Source organism: Streptomyces sp. NBC_01216, from assembly GCF_035994945.1.
Classification (GTDB): domain Bacteria; phylum Actinomycetota; class Actinomycetes; order Streptomycetales; family Streptomycetaceae; genus Streptomyces.
In genome coordinates this window covers 5,229,661-5,244,704 of record NZ_CP108677.1, presented here as the reverse complement: position 1 = coordinate 5,244,704, position 15,044 = coordinate 5,229,661, and the positions used below count along the sequence as shown (strand labels likewise).

The following is a 15,044-nucleotide window of genomic DNA, read 5'->3' as shown; positions in this document are numbered from 1 at the left end:
GTAAGCCTGGCGCTGATCACAGAGCGGTCTTGGCTGGTCAACGGGCGTACAGCGCTGCTCGGCGCCCCGCTCTTGCTTGCCCCGCTGCGGACCCCGATTGACCGTGGCTGACTGCTCGATCTGGCACGGTTCTGGCACGGGCCCTGGCACCGACACCTGCCTCGTGACTTCGTCCACCGTGCCCCGATCAGCAGCGGGCCGCTGTCACCCCTGCCCCGGCAGACCGCGTACGACGGCCGTCATCTGCCGTAGTTGATGCCAGTTCGGATGTCAGCCCCCGAGACAACCGCGAGGAGCACGGTCACTCTTCGTCGCTGCGCTCCAGGACAAGGCCGGCGGACCCCTCCTCCAGCCCGTTGCCGTCATCGAGGTGCAGATGGGTCCCATCCGGAACTCCTTCGCCGGCCAACACCAGAAGATGCCTGGCAAGCGTCCTGAGACCCGCAGCATTCGCCTCGATGACGATCTCGCTCCCGAGATTGCGCACCTCGATTCGGGCATCGGCATCCCAGGAAAAGCGGAGCGCAGTGCTCTCAACGGCGGCCGTGACATGAGTGCTCTCGATCGGCGCTGGGCCGTATCCGGAAGTCATGGAACCCATGATGCCGCCGCTCGGACCGGTCTCCGGAGCCCGGGGGGCTTGCCCCTCACACGCAGCAAGCCGGCGGAAGCTCAGGAGGTTGCGGTCACCAGTCGCGCCACGCGTCCGTGATCTCGGCACGATTGATGCCCCTCCTCGCCGCCAGAGCGGCCACGTCCACACCGTGCTCGCCCAAGGTGCGATCGATGTACTCGCACAGTTGCTCCCGCTCTTCGGTGCAGTAGCCGGCGCCACCGTGGCTAGCGTCGGCGTCGACAGCATTGAGCGCGAGAACAACCTTCTCGATCACCCCGAAGAGCGCTTCGTCAGAAGGCTCCACGAGCACCCGCATCTCCGCCTCGAACGCCTCTAGCGCCGAGTCCGTCGCCCTCAGCAAGGACTCGGGGTACATCTCCGCCGTCCCGGCACACTCGGGCGCCAAGATCCCGGCCTCGACATCGCGGGCCACCTCCGCCATCCAGGCACGCCAGTTCTCAGGGGGTCTATTCGCCATGCCGAGAAGGTACGCCGGAGCGCTGACGACCCATGTCGGTTGTGCATCCTCGGCGGCGCTTCCATCGCTTGAGGCGACGGCCGCGAAACGGTACCCGGACGGGTCCGCCGGCGCCTTGATACGCCTTGTCGGCCCAGCATTCGAGTCCTGCTTCGGTGAGGGCTTCGATGATGCCGTGCTGTCGTGCGGCGGTGAGGTCGTGAGTCGATCCGGGCAGCGCCGGCGAGGCCCAGAGCAACCGTCCGAACGGGTCGGTGAGGACCTGGACGTTCATGCCATGGCGCTTGTGCTTCCCCGAGTAGTAGGGGGTGTCAGCGGCGATGCGGTCAATCGGCAGCAGAGTGCCGTCGAGGATGACGAACGCCTTCGTCCGGATCGTCCTCATCGCCTCGGCCAGGGACGGGGCCAGAGCGGCCAGGATGTCGACGGCCTCGCGTATGTAGCGGAAGGCGGTCGCGATGCCGAAACCGGCCGTCCTGCCGTCTGGCGGTCAGCCGCCCGGTCAGGAACCGCAAGGTGCGGCTGGACAGATCGATCGAAGACGGATAGACAAGCACGCGAAGCTCCTGGCAGACACGGGTGATCTTGGTCGAGAACCCGTCTACCAGGAGCTTCGTCGTTGCGCAGGACTGTCCAGCTCGCGGTCAACGAAACCAGCTTGGAAAAGGCTCAGTACCGGTGACCTGGGCCTTTGTCGTGCTACCTGCTGGTGGGCGCGGACGGTTTCGAACCGCCGACATCTGCTTTGTAAGAGCAGCGCTCTACCCCTGAGCTACGCACCCGTGGAAGGAAGCAACAGCGTACATGGACCACGGGTGGGTCCCGCAAACCGATCGTGCGTGGCCGGGGCCCGGGGGATATCCCCACCCCTGGAGGGTGGGACGCCGGATCGAGGCGCGCTCGGGGGGCGCCTACCGTGAGGGGACAGTCAGCGCTTCACCAGGGGGTTCGATCGTCATGGCAGTTCGCCGCCACGTCCGTGTGCTTCTCGCCGCCGGCGGAGCCGTCGTGGTCGCTCTCGGGGTGGGCGGCTGCGGCTCCGCGGACGCCGCGGGGGCACCCGTGGAGACCAGGAGCTTCGCCCTCTCGGGGACCTCCCTCACCATCGATTCCGACAACTCCGACCTGGAGATCGTGCCCGCCGACGTCGAGGACGTCCGCGTCAGCCGGCAGGTCGACGGATGGGTGTTCCTGGGGAACGGACCCGAGGCGACGTGGCGGATGGACGACGGGCGGCTCAGCCTCCGGCTGAAGTGCGAGGCCCTCGCCGCCGCCTGTTCGGCGCTCCACCGGGTCGAGGTGCCGCGGGGGGTCTCCGTGAGCGTGCGGGACGACAACGGGAACGTGGCGGCCGACGGGTTCGCCACCTCGCTGAGGGTCCGCACCGACAACGGCGACGTGGTGGTGCGGCGCGCCGCCGGCCCGCTCGACCTGGGGAGCGACAACGGCCGGGTCATCGTCGGGGAATCCTCCACCTCGACCGATGTCGTCGCGCGCTCCGGCAACGGCGACGTGCGGCTGGCTCTGAGCGCCGTGCCGCGTCGGGTCGAAGTCGTCGGAGAGAACGGCGACATCGACATCGCGCTGCCCCGTGCCTCGTACGACGTCGACGGCCACAGCAACAACGGAACGGTGCGGATCGGTGTCCCGACCGCGAAGGGCAGTGGGCACGCCGTGACGGCGCGCAACGACAACGGAGGAGTCACCGTCCGCGAGGCGAACTGACCGGCCCGTGTGTTCGTCCTTACCCGGTGGGAGAATGAACCCGGACCGGAAGCGGCGGACACAGCACGGGAGAGGAACACGTGGCGGCGACTCACGCGGGGGCCAGTGCGACGAGCGCCGAATCGGGGGCTGTCCCGGTGGCGGACCCGGCCGGGGCGGGTCTCAGCGGACCGCGACTCATGATCGCGCTACCGCTGATCGGTCTCGCCCTGCTGCCCGCCGCCTTCGCGGGCGGCGGTACGCGCCGCTGGTTCGGGGGCCGCGGGGAGAGCCAGCGGGCCGAGGCACAGGCCGCCAAGGACGCCGCGGCCGCCGCGTTCTACGAACTCGACACCGCTCAGCGTGATCTGCGGATCTCCATCGAGACGATCACCGCCGTCGACGACTCGCCTGGCGCCCGGCGCGCCGTCGAGGGCTTCGCCGCGCTGGGGCAGCGGATCGACGAGGTCAGTCACGCCTACATCACCGCTGTCGACAGCCACGACCTCGACCGGGACGAACTGGACTCGGCGACCGCACAACGGGCCCGTACGGAACTGACCCGCGCCAAGGACGAACTCGTGCGGGTCAAGGCCGAACTTGACCGTTTCGAGCAAGGGCTCGGCCCGTTGCTCGACCGGGCCGAGACGCAGCTCGCCCGCCTCGCTCCCGCTGTCGAGCGGGCCCGTCAGGCGTTGCGCGGCGCGAGCACCGCTCTGGACGCGGTACGGGAGTCGGGGCTGCGCGCCGACGACCTCGCCGCCCGGCTCGCCACCCTCGGCCCCGAGCTCACCCGGCTCAACGAGGGCGCCGGGCGTCACGGTGTCGCGGACACCCTCGAGCGCGCAGGCCGCGTCCTGCGCGACGCCGAGGCCGTCCGCACCGAGGCCGAACGGCTGCCCGAGCGGGCCGCCGAGGCCGACAAGCGCCTGGTCTCGCTCCGTACCCGTGCGCAGGCCCTCACCACTCGGGCCGGTGCGGTCGAGCCGGTGCTCTCGGAGCTACGGCGTCGGTTCTCCGCCGCATGCTGGCAGGACCTGCAGCACGTTCCCGAGCAGGCCGCCACGACCGTCCGCCAGGCCGAGGAGAAGCTCCGGGAGGCGGCCACGGCGCGGGCGGAGCAGCGTTGGCCGGACACCACGAGTCTGCTGGCCACCGCACGGGCCCTGCTCAACAGCACCGACGAGGCCGTGTCCGCCGCCGGTGACCGGCTGCGGCGGCTCGACGAGGTGGCCAGGAACCCGCAGCGGGAGATCGACCGCACGCGGTTCGCGGTGCGGGACGCCCAGCGTCTCGCCATGGCGGGACGGAACACCCCAGACCCGCGTCATGCCCGCCCTCTCGACGACGCCGTCGACCGTCTCGACCGGGCCGTAGCGGGTCTGGACAGCGGCCGGCACCCGGACTACTGGCACTTCCTGACCGAGTTGGAGGCTGTCCGCGCGACCGCCGCCCGCGTCGTCGAACAGATCCGGGAGGACCGGGGCGCCGGTCATCCCTGAGCGAAGGCGGGCCCGCCGTGGGCCGCCACCGTCGGTCCCTCGCCCGTCCGTCGCCTTCCCCCGGGCCTGCCACCGCACGGGCCTTGTTCCCGTGGGCCGGGACGGGAACCTTGGACGGGACGGGGGAAGAGGCAGCGGAGGAAGGGGCGGGCGCGGTGGTGTGGGCCGTCGACGGTCCGCTTGGCGCCGGACCGGCGTGGCAGCCGTCACCGGCCGCTAGCCTGGGCCCATGCCTCGTTATGAATACCGCTGCCGGACCTGTGGCGACACGTTCGAACTGAACCGGCCGATGGCCGAGTCGTCCGCTCCCGCCTCCTGCCCGCAGGGGCACGACGACACCGTCAAACTGCTCTCGGCCGTCGCCGTCGGCGGCACCGCGAAGGGTGGTGCCGCGCCGTCCGGCGGTGGCGGCGGGGGCTGCTGCGGTGGTGGCTGCTGCGGCTGATCTCCGAGGCCCGGTCCGGGCGTCCCACCGCGGAGCGGGCTGTCCGCCGGGGCTTCGGCCGGTGTGTGGCGCGGCCCACCGTCGTGGCGTTCCGCTGCCGAGCGGGGCGCCGGCGCATGGCGCACCGGGCCCGCGGTCCCTCGGCGCCCGCGGGTGGCCGGAAGGGCGGCGCCCGCTCGCCCCGGAACGCGGCGGGCGCCGTGCCTGGCTGCCTGGCTGCCTGGGTGACGGTCAGGCCCGGTCGGGGAGCGGGGCGCCGGTACCGTCCGGCGGGGTGACGGTCTGCGGGGGCACGAGGGACCGGTGGGAGCGGGCCGCCGCCAGGAAGCGGCGGAGGATCTCCTCGCCGGCCGCGACTCCGCTTTCGGTGAGCGCGTCGAGGTGCGGGGCGGTCCACCGGGTGTCGGCGAGTTCTCCGTGGCCCGGTCGCCAGGACCGGTCGGCGGCGCTCAGGAGGTCGGCGTCGAGGAGCGAGTCGCCCGCGGCCAGGGTGAGGGTGGCGCCGGTGCGGCGCGCGACCTCGCGCATCGCGGCGCTCTTGGTGAGCGGTTTGGGTACCGCGTAGACCTTGCGGCCCTGGAGGGAGACGGTCCAGCCCCGGTCGCCGGCCCATTCCCCGAAGCGTTCCAGCCACTCCGCGGGAAGCCGCTCCCGCTCGACGACGAGGTAGGCGAAGAGGTCCTCGGCCACCCGGTGCTTGCGCACCCAGGAGAGGTCCGCGGTGGCGGTCAGGTAGGCGCGGATCTCGGAGAGCGGCGCGCACTCGTCGGCGAGGCGGCGGACCACCTCGTCGTTCCAGTCGCGGTCGCAGGCGCCGTCGACGAGGATGTGCCCGCCGTTGGCGCAGATCGCGTACCGGGGTGCCGGGCCGGGAAGCCGGATGCGCTGGTACTGCTTGCGGGTGCGAGTCGTGGTGGGGACGAACACGGTCTCGGTGGCCAGCCGCGCCAGGAGCGCGGCGGCGTCCTCGGTCATGAAGGAGAGCGGCTTGCTCTCGTGGACCTCGACGGTGAGCAGCCGGGGTGCCTGGGCGTCGGGCATGGCGAGCGCGAGGGCCGCCACGGAGTAGATGAGCGTCCGGTCGAGGTCGCTGGCGACCATGGTGGTGTTCACCGGGAGGCCACCGCCTTCCCGTCGGTGCCCGTCGCACCCCGCGTGTACTGGGGGTGGATCAGTCCCACGCAGGTGTAGGGCAGGTGGTCGACCTCCTCGACCGGTACGCCGCGTTGCTCGGCGAGAAGGCGTACGTGGGCGAGGTCGGTGTCCGCGCCGCGCTGGGCGAGGATCTTCCAGGGGACGCGGCGCAGCAGGACCCGGGTGGTCTCGCCGACGCCCGGCTTGACCAGGTTGACGTCGTGGATGCCGTACTTCTCGCTGATCCTCTCGACGGCCGCCCAGCCCTCCCAGGTGGGGGTCCGGTCGGCGCTCAGGAGTTCCTTCACCTCGATGTCGACGGCGGCGGAGACCTCGTCGAAATGTTCGGTGACGGCGTCCAGGAAGTCGTTCGACACATCGGCGCCGACGAGTTCTCGGTAGAACTTTCCGCCGTGGTAGTCGTCGGGTCCGACGAGGTCGTCGCGCAGGACGGTGCGTGATATCAGCCCGGAGACGGTGGAGTTGAGGCAGGCGGACGGGATGAGGAAGTCCTCGCGGGTTCCGTAGGTGCGCACGCAGGAGCCGGGGTCGGCGAGGACCGCGATCTCCGGGTGGAAGGCGGGGCCGCCGTGGCGCCGGTGGTGGGCGCGTAGTGCCTCGGCGAGCTCGCGGGTGATGGCGCCCTTGCCGGTCCAGCCGTCGACGAAGACGACGTCGGCGGGGTCGTGATGGGCGGCGAGCCAGCGCAGCGCGTTGGTGTCGATGCCGCGTCCGCGCACGATGGAGACGGCGTAGTGGGGCAGGTCCAGGCCGTGGCGTGCCTGGGCCCAGCGGCGCATCAGGACGCCGACCGGGGTGCCGGCACGGGCGAGCGAGACGAGGACGGGGTGGCGCGGGCCGCTCCCGGGCCGGTGACGCTGGGCGTGCTCGGCGAGGACGGTCTCGGTGACGGTACCGACGGCGCGGGCGATCCGGGCGGCGGAGGTCTCCAGGGCGGTCTGGAAGAGCTCCTGGTACCGGGCGCTGGGCTGGTACTCGACGGGCAGCGACTCGGCGTAGTGGGCTCCGCCGCTCTGGACGGCCTCCTCGCGCTCCTCGGTCGGGGCCTCCAGCTCCACCTCCGACAGGTCCTGGAGCAGCCAGCCGACCTCGTCGGGCGCGTACGAGGAGAAGGCGGGGCCGCGGAGGGGCTCGGGCAGCATGGAGCTCCTTTCGGGAGCTTCGGTGGCGGGAGCGGGGACGTACGAGGGGGTGACGGCGAGGACCACGTGCGGGACGTGCGCCGCGAGCTGGGCCAGCAGGCCGTCGGGAGCGTGCAGGGCGGGAGTGTCGGCGGGCGAGTCGACGACGGCGACGACGGCGTCGAAACCGGCGCCGGCGACGTTGTAGGCGTAGCGCTCGCCGGGGCCGTCGGCGGGCGTGTCGTGGGCGGGGAACACGAGCCGGGTGCGTATGGCGTAGCCGGGGTCGTCGACGGCGAGGACGGGCGAGCGGGTGGTCGTGGAGTACGCGACGTCGTGTCCGGCCCGCTCCAGCTCGGTGCCGAGGCGCAGTGGCGCGTACATCAGCTCTTCGAAGCCGAGGACGAGGACGCGGGGCGGGGTGCCGGGGGCGTCCGTGAGGGCGTCGGCGAGCTGGTCGGCCATGGTCGGCAGGGCCGCTTCCAGGCGGGTGCGGTGCTCGGGTGTGAAGCCGTGCCTGCCGCCGTCCGGGACGCCGACGGGCCAGTCCAGGTCGACGCGTACGGGGGTGGTGCGGGGGGCCGGGGAGGGGGCGGGGGCGGTCTCGTGGCGGGCCACGAGTTCCCGGCCCTTCTCCAGTACGCCCTCGGGCAGGGCGACGGTGCCCGCGGCGGTGGTGACGAGGTCCACCCGGGCGCCGATCTCGGCGGCGAAGGCGGTGAGCCGGTCCCGGTCGGCGGGGGCGCGCATGTCGACGAGGGCCACGATCACGTACCGGTCGCGGGGGTGGCGGGCGTGCAGGTCGCGGATGGTGTTGACGACGGTGTTGCCGGTGGAGAACTCGTCGTCGACGAGGATCAGCGGTCCGTCGCCGGCGAGCAGGTCGGGGTCCTCGGGGAGCAGCAGGTGCGAGGTGGCGTGCGAGTGGGATTCCTCGAAGCCGCCGGCGGGGGTGACGCCGGGTACGGGCCGGCGGGTGGAGTGGAGGTAGGGCGCGAGTGCCAGGCCGTCGGCGACGCTGTGGCCGAGGCCGGTCGCGGTCTCCGCGTAGCCGAGGACGACGGACCGCGCCGCGTCCCGGTCTCCGAGCAGTTCCCGTACTCGTACGCCCAGGGCGTGGCCCGCGTCGCGGACCACGGCGGGGCGCTGGGGCACGTGTTTGCCCAGCACGTTGGAGACGAGCAGATGGGCTCGTCTGGGGTTGCGGCGCAGTGCGAGGCCCAGCAGGCCCGGGAGCCGCTCGTCGCCGTCCAGTTCGACGCCGAGTCGCTCGGCGACCCATGTTCCCGACCAGACCACGTCTTGATTCACCTTCCGTCAGCCGGACAGTCCGGCGGTGAGCAGATCGACGAAGCCGACGTCCTCCCTTGCGACGCCGAAGACCTCGGCGCGCAGGAGGGTCCGCTCGGCCCACGCACGATGCGGCTTCACTTCATTCATTTTGTTCGTATAGGCGGAGCGCAGCACTCCGCCGCCGCCCCGCTCCGGGCGGAGGATGTCCTGGGCGTCACTGAACTCCTCGTGGCTGACCACGGAGAGTGCGTGGACCGGAACGACGTGACTGGGGTGGATACAGGTCTTGCCGAGCAGGCCGTTGGCCCGGTCGAGTTCGATCTCGCGCAGCAGCCCGTCGAGGTCGTGCTCGATGAGCGCGGTGCGCAGGTCTTCGGCGCGGCCCTCCAGGAAGGGGCTGCGGCGCAGCTGGGGTTTGAACATGCGCTCGCCGAGGCGGAAGTACTCCCAGACGGGGCCGGTGATCGTGAAGCCGGTGCCGTCGGAGCGGCCGAGGACGTTGACCACGTCGGCGATGACGTGGGCGACGAGCTGGACGTCGTAGGCGGTCATGTCGGGCGGGCGGCGCAGTCCGTACGCGGAGCAGAAGTCGGTGACGCCGAGACGGAGGGCGAGGACCCGGTCGCGGTGTTCGTTGACGAGCGTCGCGATGCCGGTGAGGGTCCGGGCACGGGTCTCCAGATGGAGGAGCTCGGGCGATTCGAGGACGGGCATGGCGAAAAGTCGTCGTCCGGAGGCGTTCTCGGCGGCGGTGAGCGCGTCGAGGAAGGCGCGTCCGCGGGGCGCGTCGAACTTGGGCAGGACGAAGCCGGACAACAGACGGACGGTGTCGCCGAGCCGAGCGGTGAGGTCCGGTATCTGGGCGGGCTCGCGGACCCGCATGAAGAGCAGGGGCAGGTCCCGGGGGGCCACCGGAGCGGTTTCGGCGAGCCGGGTGAACTGCTCGACGAGGTTGGTCTCGGCGGCCTCGACCTCGGCGTCCGCGATGGAGTCCTCCAGGCACAGGACCATGGAGACGACCCCGCGGGCGGCCTGTTTGCGTACGTCGTCGGCGAGCTGTGGCCGGGTCGCCGGGCTGTAGAGGGTGGCGCCGAGGGCGGCGGCGAGGGTGCTCGCGGGCGAGTCGGCCGTGAACTCGGCCGGCTCCTGGTGGAACAGCCCGGCCCGCGAAGCGGACGGGATGTGTCCGAAATGACGCAATGTAACTCTCCCGACTACCTCTGTGGGGCCCTGACGACGTGTGGCCGGTAATAGTACGTAGGTGTGGGTGTCCTTAGTTCCCTCCAGGTATGAAATCCAGGTAACCCGTCCGCATACACGGAGTCCTCCGTGGACCGGTGCGACCCCCGCGTTGTCCCTGACCGGGCCGGGGAGGCAGGATGACGCCCATGACGCACGCGATGCTGAAGGGCTCCAACGTCCCTCTCGACACCGCGGCCGTACGGGCCGTGCTCCGTTGGACCCCGGGCCCCGGGGTCCCCGACGTGGACGCCTCCGCCCTGCTCCTGGGCTCCGACGGCCGGGTGCGTTCGGACGAGGACTTCGTCTTCTACAACCAGCCGCGCCATCCCTCGGGGCTGGTGCGGCGGCTGCCGAAGAAGCGGGTGGCCGAGGGGCTGACCGACACTGTGGAGGCCGATCTGGGCGGGCTCGACCCGTCAGTCGACCGGGTGGTGATCGCCGCCTCCTCGGACGGCGGCACCTTCCGTTCGGTCACCGACCTGCGGATTCTGCTGTTCGACGCGGTCCCGGCCGGTCAGGACCCGCTCGCCGTGTTCGACGTGACGGCGGAGACGGGTGAGGAGACGGCCGTGATCTGCGGCGAGCTGTACCGGCGGGGTGAGGGCTGGAAGTTCCGCGCGGTGGGGCAGGGGTACCCGACGGGGCTCGTGGGGCTCGCCACCGATTTCGGGATCTCGGTCGACGAGGCGGCGGAGGCGGAGGCTCAGGAGCCGGACCCGGCTCCCGCGTCCGTCCCGGAACCGGACGCGACCGTGGCGCACGCGCCGGGTCCGGCCGGGGTGCCGCCCAGGCCGTCCGCGCCCCCCGCGTACGGATACCCGCAGCCGGCGGCGGCCGCCGCACCGGCTCCGGACCCGAACTTCCGGCTGCCGCCGATGGGTCCCCAGTTCGTCCGTCCGTAAGAACACGGTTCATGCCTTCGACTTGTAGCCGCGTCCCCACTGGAGGCCCCAGCCGTACAACCGGTCCAGTTCGGCCTGGAAGCCGTAGACGAACCTCACCTCGCGGCGGACGACCAGCTCGTCCTTGACGTTGTCCACGGTGAAGACGGCGCAGGAGCGGGCCTGCGGGGCGCGCTCCTCCAGTTCGATCTCGACGCGTGGCCCGTTGCTGGGGTAGAGCGTGACCTTGGCGTGGGTGCGGTCGAAGGCGGGGGTCTGGTCATAGATGTAGACGAAGAACAGCAGCCGTCTGATCTCGTCCCGGTGATCGAGGTTGACGAAGATCGTCTCGCCTGTCGACCCGCCGAACCGGTCGTCGCCGCTGAGGTTGACGTACGGCGGTGTGTTCAACGACCCGAAGAAGTTGCCGAGCGGCTGGATGACGCCCTTGCTGCCGTCCGCGAGCTCGTACATGCAGCCGAGGTCGAGGTCGACGTTGACGACGCCCTGGGTGTGGGCCTGGACCACCTCGGGCTTGAAGAGCTTCGAGGGGTGGCGCAGGAGTCGCCCGCTCTGGCTGGAGCGTCCCTCGATGTCCGAGGTGCGCATCCGCCAGGAGAGGTTGACGCGGAGGTTGCCGGTGGCCGCGCCCTGTTTGGTGAGCGAGACCGTCGGGCGGCGTCTGGTCAGTTCGATCGCGTTGGTCGCGGCGCTGCCCGAGTCGAACTGCGCCGCCCTTCCTGGAAACAGACCGTCCCAGAAGGCCATGCCTCCCACCCCCCACTCGTCGGCCGGCCCCCGCCGGCGGGACGGGGGCACGCTGCGGGGCGGCCGGGTGCACCGGCCGCCCCGCTGTGAAGCGTTCCTCATTGTCCGGGGTGTCACACCCCGGACGGCACCTGGGTCTTGTCGTCCGAGGAGTCGGCTTCCCCCTCGTCGGCCGCGAGGGCCCGGTTGCGGCGGACGGAGGACCAGAAGGACCAGGCGATCAGCGCGACACCGACGAGGCCGGTGATGACCTCGGGGATCTCGTACTGGATGGTGACCATGAGGATCACGGCGAGCGCGCCGATGGCGTAGTGGGCGCCGTGCTCCAGGTAGACGTAGTCGTCCAGGGTGCCCTGGCGCACGAGGTAGACCGTGAGCGAACGGACGTACATGGCGCCGACGCCCAGGCCGAGCGCCATGAGGACGATGTCGTTGGTGATGGCGAAGGCGCCGATGACGCCGTCGAAGGAGAACGACGCGTCGAGGACCTCGAGGTAGAGGAACATGAAGAAGGCGGCCTTGCCGGCCAGCTGCACGACGGAGACCTTCTTGCCGGCGCGCTTGGCTTCCTCCTCGGCCTCGTGCTCGCGTTCCTCTTCCTCCTCCAGTTTGTTCTCGAAGTAGCCGGAGAGACCACCGACGACGAGGTAGGTGATGAGGCCCGCGATGCCGGAGATGAGGACCGTCTGCGCCTTGTCCACCTGCGTGCCGCCATGCTGGTGCGCGTGGGTCGCGAAGGTCATCGCGCTGATCAGCAGGACGATCAGGGCGATGCAGACCGACAGCATGTCGACCTTGCCGAGCTTGGCGAGCGGGCGCTCGATCCAGCGCAGCCACTGGATGTCACGGTCCTCGAAAATGAAGTCGAGGAAGATCATCAACAGGAACATGCCGCCGAAGGCCGCGATCGACGGATGGGCGTCGGTCACGAGCTCCTGATAGCGGTCCGCGTCGTTGAGGGCGAGATCGACGGCCTCGACGGGCCCGATCTTGGCGCTGACGGCGACGATCACGACGGGGAAGACCAGCCGCATGCCGAAGACGGCGATGAGCACACCGATCGTGAGGAAGATCCTTTGCCAGAAGGCGTTCATCTTCTTCAGGATTCCGGCGTTGACCACCGCGTTGTCGAAGGACAGCGAGATCTCGAGGACGCAGAGGATCGCCACGATCCCGAACGCTTCCCACCCCCCGTAGAGCACCGCTGCGACCAGGCCGAGCGCCGTAATGGCGAACGACCAGCCGAAGGTTTTCAGAACCACTGTCTACCCCATCGTGTAAGTACGCGGTTTTACGAAACGTTGACCCCGAAGTCTAGAGCGATGCCCCGAAGCCCGGACGCGTACCCCTGCCCTACCGCACGGAACTTCCATTCGCCCCCGTACCGGTACAGCTCGCCGAAGATCATCGCGGTCTCTGTGGAGGCGTCCTCGGAGAGGTCGTAGCGGGCGAGTTCCTGACCGTCCGCCTGATTCACCACGCGAATGAAAGCGTTGGCGACCTGACCGAATGCCTGGCCGCGGTTGTCGGCATCGTGGATCGAGACCGGAAAAATGATCTTGTCGCAGTGGGCCGGCACCCGGCCGAGGTCCACGATGAGCGACTCGTCGTCGCCTTCACCCTCACCGGTGAGGTTGTCGCCGGTGTGTTCGACGGAGCCCTCGGGGCTCTTGAGGTTGTTGTAGAAGACGAAGAACTCGTCCCCGAGCACCCGGCCCGCCTGACACAGCAGCGCGCTGGCGTCCAGGTCGAAGGGCGCGCCGGTGGTGGAGCGCGCGTCCCAGCCCAGACCGACCAGCACCTGGGTCAGGTTGGGTGCGGCCTTGGAGAGGGAGACGTTGCCTCCCTTGGCGAGCGTGACGCCCATGATGTGGTTCCTCCCCGGTGAGAACTGCTGCGTGCGAAGCCGTACCGCGTCCTCACGGCCCGGCGGGCCACGCGCGTACGGCTGATGAGGCACGTCCGGCGCCGCACGGAGCGTGCGGCGCCGGACGAGGTCGAGCGTGACTCAGACGTTGACGCCGAAGTCCTGCGCGATACCGCGGAGCCCCGAGGCGTATCCCTGGCCCACGGCGCGGAACTTCCACTCGGCACCGTTGCGGTACAGCTCACCGAAGACCATGGCGGTCTCGGTCGAGGCGTCCTCGGAGAGGTCGTAGCGGGCGATCTCCGTGCCGCCGGCCTGGTTCACGACGCGAATGAACGCGTTGCGGACCTGCCCGAAGGACTGCTGGCGGTTCTCGGCGTCGTAGATGGACACCGGGAAGACGATCTTGGCGACGTCCGCGGGGACACCGGCCAGGTTGACCTTGACCTGCTCGTCGTCGCCCTCGCCCTCGCCCGTGAGGTTGTCACCGGTGTGCTCGACCGAGCCGTCGGCGCTCTTCAGGTTGTTGAAGAACACGAAGTCCTGGTCGTTGCGGACCTTGCCCTCCGCGCTGACCAGAATGGCGCTGGCGTCGAGATCGAAGTCCGTCCCGGTGGTGGTGCGGACGTCCCAGCCCAGACCGACGGTCACGGCGGTCAGGCCAGGGGCCTCCTTGGTCAGCGAGACGTTGCCGCCCTTGCTGAGGCTGACTCCCACGAGTCCCTCCATTGGTTTCCAGGGGCAGCGCCCCCGTCGTGCGTTGGCATCGGATCAACGTCTGGATCCTAGTGACGGGTTCCCGGCCTGAACAGGCGATTCACCCCGGTGTCCCGCGAGTGTCGGGTTCAGAGGACGTCGAGCGCCTTGAGGTACTCGCCCAGGTCGCGGGCGTCCGGCAGGGCGTTGACGACGGTCCAGCGGACGACGCCCTCCTTGTCGATGATGAAGGTGCCGCGCACGGCGCAGCCCTTCTCCTCGTCGAAGACGCCGTAGGCGCGGGAGGCGTCGCCGTGCTTCCAGAAATCGGAGAGCAGCGGGTACTCCAGGCCCTCCTGCTCGGCGAAGACGCGCAGGGTGTGGATGGAGTCGTTGGAGACGGCGAGCAGCTGGGTGTCGTCGTTGACGAACTTCGGCAGGTTGTCGCGCAGCTCGCACAGCTCGCCGGTGCACACGCCGGTGAAGGCGAAGGGGTAGAAGAGCAGCACGACGTTCTTCTCGCCCCGGTAGTCGGAGAGCCTCACGGTGCGGCCGTGGTTGTCCTTGAGCTCGAACTCAGGGGCCTTGATGCCGACCTCGATCGCCATGACGTACGGGTTCCCTTCACTGGACCGAACAGGTGAGGGCCAGCCTACGCAAGGAACCCCCGCAGGCGGGGCCGGCGGGGGTTCCTGCTGCATGGGGGATCAGCGCTTGGGCGCCACCAGGCGGCTGCCCGCCCAGTCCTTGGCGACACTGACGCTCTTGGTCTGGGAGAGACCGGCGGTCTGCGCGGCATCGCTGATGTCGCTCGGCTCGATGTAGCCGTCGCGGCCCGTCTTCGGTGTCAGCAGCCAGATCACGCCGCCGTCCTCCAGAAGACCGATGGTGTCCACCAGGGCATCGGTGAGGTCTCCGTCCTCGTCACGGAACCAGAGCACGACGGCGTCGGCGACGTCGTCGTATTCCTCGTCCACAAGATCCGACCCGATGATGGACTCGATGCCTTCTCGGAGATCGAAGTCGACGTCTTCGTCGTAACCGATCTCCTGGACCACCTGTCCGGGCTCGAACCCCAGCCTCGCTGCCGGGTTGGTCCGCTCCTCCGCGTGGTCCGCGGTCGCGCTCACGGCTTGCCTCCTGATCATGTATCGGAAAATGCTTGGGCCACGCGCGTACGCGCGGCGCTGGCCGTAGTCCACACGGGCTGGGCGGATCGCGCAAGTACCCGGCCGTCGAGACCGCCGAAACGGTGACGTTTGGGGCCGTCTCGCCG

Annotated in this window: 15 protein-coding genes, 1 tRNA gene and 1 pseudogene; 4 read left to right on the top strand and 13 right to left on the bottom strand. The window is 70.2% G+C overall.

Annotated elements, in window-relative coordinates; all coding sequences use genetic code 11:
- Nucleotides 1-301: 301 nt before the first annotated feature.
- From OG393_RS23465 to OG393_RS23450, 4 genes and pseudogenes are all read right to left on the bottom strand, one after another.
- Nucleotides 302-592, bottom strand: coding sequence for an Imm32 family immunity protein (locus OG393_RS23465; protein WP_327376665.1), 291 nt, complete (start codon nucleotides 590-592; stop codon nucleotides 302-304).
- A 94-nt stretch (nucleotides 593-686) separates the two neighbouring features.
- Nucleotides 687-1,094, bottom strand: a complete 408-nt coding sequence (locus tag OG393_RS23460; RefSeq protein WP_327376664.1) for a hypothetical protein — start codon at nucleotides 1,092-1,094, stop codon at nucleotides 687-689.
- Nucleotides 1,095-1,170: 76 nt separating this feature from the next.
- Nucleotides 1,171-1,651, bottom strand: a pseudogene (locus tag OG393_RS23455) (transposase family protein); the annotation flags it as partial.
- A 150-nt stretch (nucleotides 1,652-1,801) separates the two neighbouring features.
- Nucleotides 1,802-1,876: transfer RNA gene (locus OG393_RS23450), tRNA-Val, on the bottom strand.
- Between the two features lie 175 nt (nucleotides 1,877-2,051).
- Here OG393_RS23450 and OG393_RS23445 point away from each other — a divergent pair.
- From OG393_RS23445 to OG393_RS23435, 3 genes are all read left to right on the top strand, one after another.
- Nucleotides 2,052-2,819: a DUF4097 family beta strand repeat-containing protein gene (locus tag OG393_RS23445; RefSeq protein ID WP_327376663.1), complete on the top strand. Its 768-nt coding sequence runs from the start codon at nucleotides 2,052-2,054 to the stop codon at nucleotides 2,817-2,819.
- Between the two features lie 179 nt (nucleotides 2,820-2,998).
- Nucleotides 2,999-4,300, top strand: a complete 1,302-nt coding sequence (locus OG393_RS23440) for a hypothetical protein (protein ID WP_327376662.1) — start codon at nucleotides 2,999-3,001, stop codon at nucleotides 4,298-4,300.
- A gap of 229 nt (nucleotides 4,301-4,529) precedes the next feature.
- Nucleotides 4,530-4,745, top strand: coding sequence for an FmdB family zinc ribbon protein (locus OG393_RS23435; protein WP_327376661.1), 216 nt, complete (start codon nucleotides 4,530-4,532; stop codon nucleotides 4,743-4,745).
- 231 nt (nucleotides 4,746-4,976) lie between these two features.
- Here OG393_RS23435 and OG393_RS23430 read toward each other — a convergent pair whose 3' ends face one another.
- The 3 genes from OG393_RS23430 to OG393_RS23420 are packed head-to-tail and all read right to left on the bottom strand — an operon-like array spanning nucleotide 4,977 to nucleotide 9,514.
- The gene (locus OG393_RS23430; protein ID WP_327378517.1) at nucleotides 4,977-5,846 is read right to left on the bottom strand and encodes an HAD family hydrolase; all 870 of its coding nucleotides are present in this window, start codon (nucleotides 5,844-5,846) and stop codon (nucleotides 4,977-4,979) included.
- A gap of 8 nt (nucleotides 5,847-5,854) precedes the next feature.
- On the bottom strand, nucleotides 5,855-8,320 hold the full coding sequence (locus tag OG393_RS23425; RefSeq protein ID WP_327376660.1) for a phosphoribosyltransferase: 2,466 nt from the start codon (nucleotides 8,318-8,320) through the stop codon (nucleotides 5,855-5,857).
- Nucleotides 8,321-8,338: 18 nt separating this feature from the next.
- The gene (locus OG393_RS23420; RefSeq protein ID WP_327376659.1) at nucleotides 8,339-9,514 is read right to left on the bottom strand and encodes an HpcH/HpaI aldolase/citrate lyase family protein; all 1,176 of its coding nucleotides are present in this window, start codon (nucleotides 9,512-9,514) and stop codon (nucleotides 8,339-8,341) included.
- 179 nt (nucleotides 9,515-9,693) lie between these two features.
- Between OG393_RS23420 and OG393_RS23415 the strand changes: the two genes are divergently transcribed.
- Nucleotides 9,694-10,458: a TerD family protein gene (locus OG393_RS23415; protein WP_327376658.1), complete on the top strand. Its 765-nt coding sequence runs from the start codon at nucleotides 9,694-9,696 to the stop codon at nucleotides 10,456-10,458.
- Between the two features lie 9 nt (nucleotides 10,459-10,467).
- On the opposite strand, the gene OG393_RS23410 is transcribed toward OG393_RS23415, so the two are convergent.
- From OG393_RS23410 to OG393_RS23385, 6 genes are all read right to left on the bottom strand, one after another.
- Nucleotides 10,468-11,205, bottom strand: a complete 738-nt coding sequence (locus OG393_RS23410; protein ID WP_327376657.1) for a TerD family protein — start codon at nucleotides 11,203-11,205, stop codon at nucleotides 10,468-10,470.
- 113 nt (nucleotides 11,206-11,318) lie between these two features.
- Complete coding sequence (locus tag OG393_RS23405; RefSeq protein ID WP_327376656.1) at nucleotides 11,319-12,467, bottom strand: DUF475 domain-containing protein; 1,149 nt, start codon at nucleotides 12,465-12,467, stop codon at nucleotides 11,319-11,321.
- A 29-nt stretch (nucleotides 12,468-12,496) separates the two neighbouring features.
- Complete coding sequence (locus OG393_RS23400) at nucleotides 12,497-13,072, bottom strand: TerD family protein (RefSeq protein ID WP_327376655.1); 576 nt, start codon at nucleotides 13,070-13,072, stop codon at nucleotides 12,497-12,499.
- A 141-nt stretch (nucleotides 13,073-13,213) separates the two neighbouring features.
- Nucleotides 13,214-13,789 (bottom strand): TerD family protein, encoded by a 576-nt coding sequence (locus tag OG393_RS23395; protein WP_327376654.1) that lies wholly within the window; start codon nucleotides 13,787-13,789, stop codon nucleotides 13,214-13,216.
- A 128-nt stretch (nucleotides 13,790-13,917) separates the two neighbouring features.
- Complete coding sequence (locus OG393_RS23390; RefSeq protein ID WP_327376653.1) at nucleotides 13,918-14,376, bottom strand: peroxiredoxin; 459 nt, start codon at nucleotides 14,374-14,376, stop codon at nucleotides 13,918-13,920.
- A gap of 99 nt (nucleotides 14,377-14,475) precedes the next feature.
- Nucleotides 14,476-14,898 (bottom strand): DUF3052 domain-containing protein, encoded by a 423-nt coding sequence (locus OG393_RS23385; protein WP_327376652.1) that lies wholly within the window; start codon nucleotides 14,896-14,898, stop codon nucleotides 14,476-14,478.
- Nucleotides 14,899-15,044 lie beyond the last annotated feature (146 nt).

What these genes read in the sequence shown, in the direction of transcription:
- OG393_RS23465 (WP_327376665.1), bottom strand. Translation starts at nt 592, where the DNA reads ATGACTTCCGGATACGGCCCAGCGCCGATCGAGAGCACTCATGTCACG.
- OG393_RS23460 (WP_327376664.1), bottom strand. Translation starts at nt 1,094, where the DNA reads ATGGCGAATAGACCCCCTGAGAACTGGCGTGCCTGGATGGCGGAGGTG.
- OG393_RS23445 (WP_327376663.1), top strand. Translation starts at nt 2,052, where the DNA reads ATGGCAGTTCGCCGCCACGTCCGTGTGCTTCTCGCCGCCGGCGGAGCC.
- OG393_RS23440 (WP_327376662.1), top strand. Translation starts at nt 2,999, where the DNA reads ATGATCGCGCTACCGCTGATCGGTCTCGCCCTGCTGCCCGCCGCCTTC.
- OG393_RS23435 (WP_327376661.1), top strand. Translation starts at nt 4,530, where the DNA reads ATGCCTCGTTATGAATACCGCTGCCGGACCTGTGGCGACACGTTCGAA.
- OG393_RS23430 (WP_327378517.1), bottom strand. Translation starts at nt 5,846, where the DNA reads ATGGTCGCCAGCGACCTCGACCGGACGCTCATCTACTCCGTGGCGGCC.
- OG393_RS23415 (WP_327376658.1), top strand. Translation starts at nt 9,694, where the DNA reads ATGACGCCCATGACGCACGCGATGCTGAAGGGCTCCAACGTCCCTCTC.
- OG393_RS23410 (WP_327376657.1), bottom strand. Translation starts at nt 11,205, where the DNA reads ATGGCCTTCTGGGACGGTCTGTTTCCAGGAAGGGCGGCGCAGTTCGAC.
- OG393_RS23400 (WP_327376655.1), bottom strand. Translation starts at nt 13,072, where the DNA reads ATGGGCGTCACGCTCGCCAAGGGAGGCAACGTCTCCCTCTCCAAGGCC.
- OG393_RS23390 (WP_327376653.1), bottom strand. Translation starts at nt 14,376, where the DNA reads ATGGCGATCGAGGTCGGCATCAAGGCCCCTGAGTTCGAGCTCAAGGAC.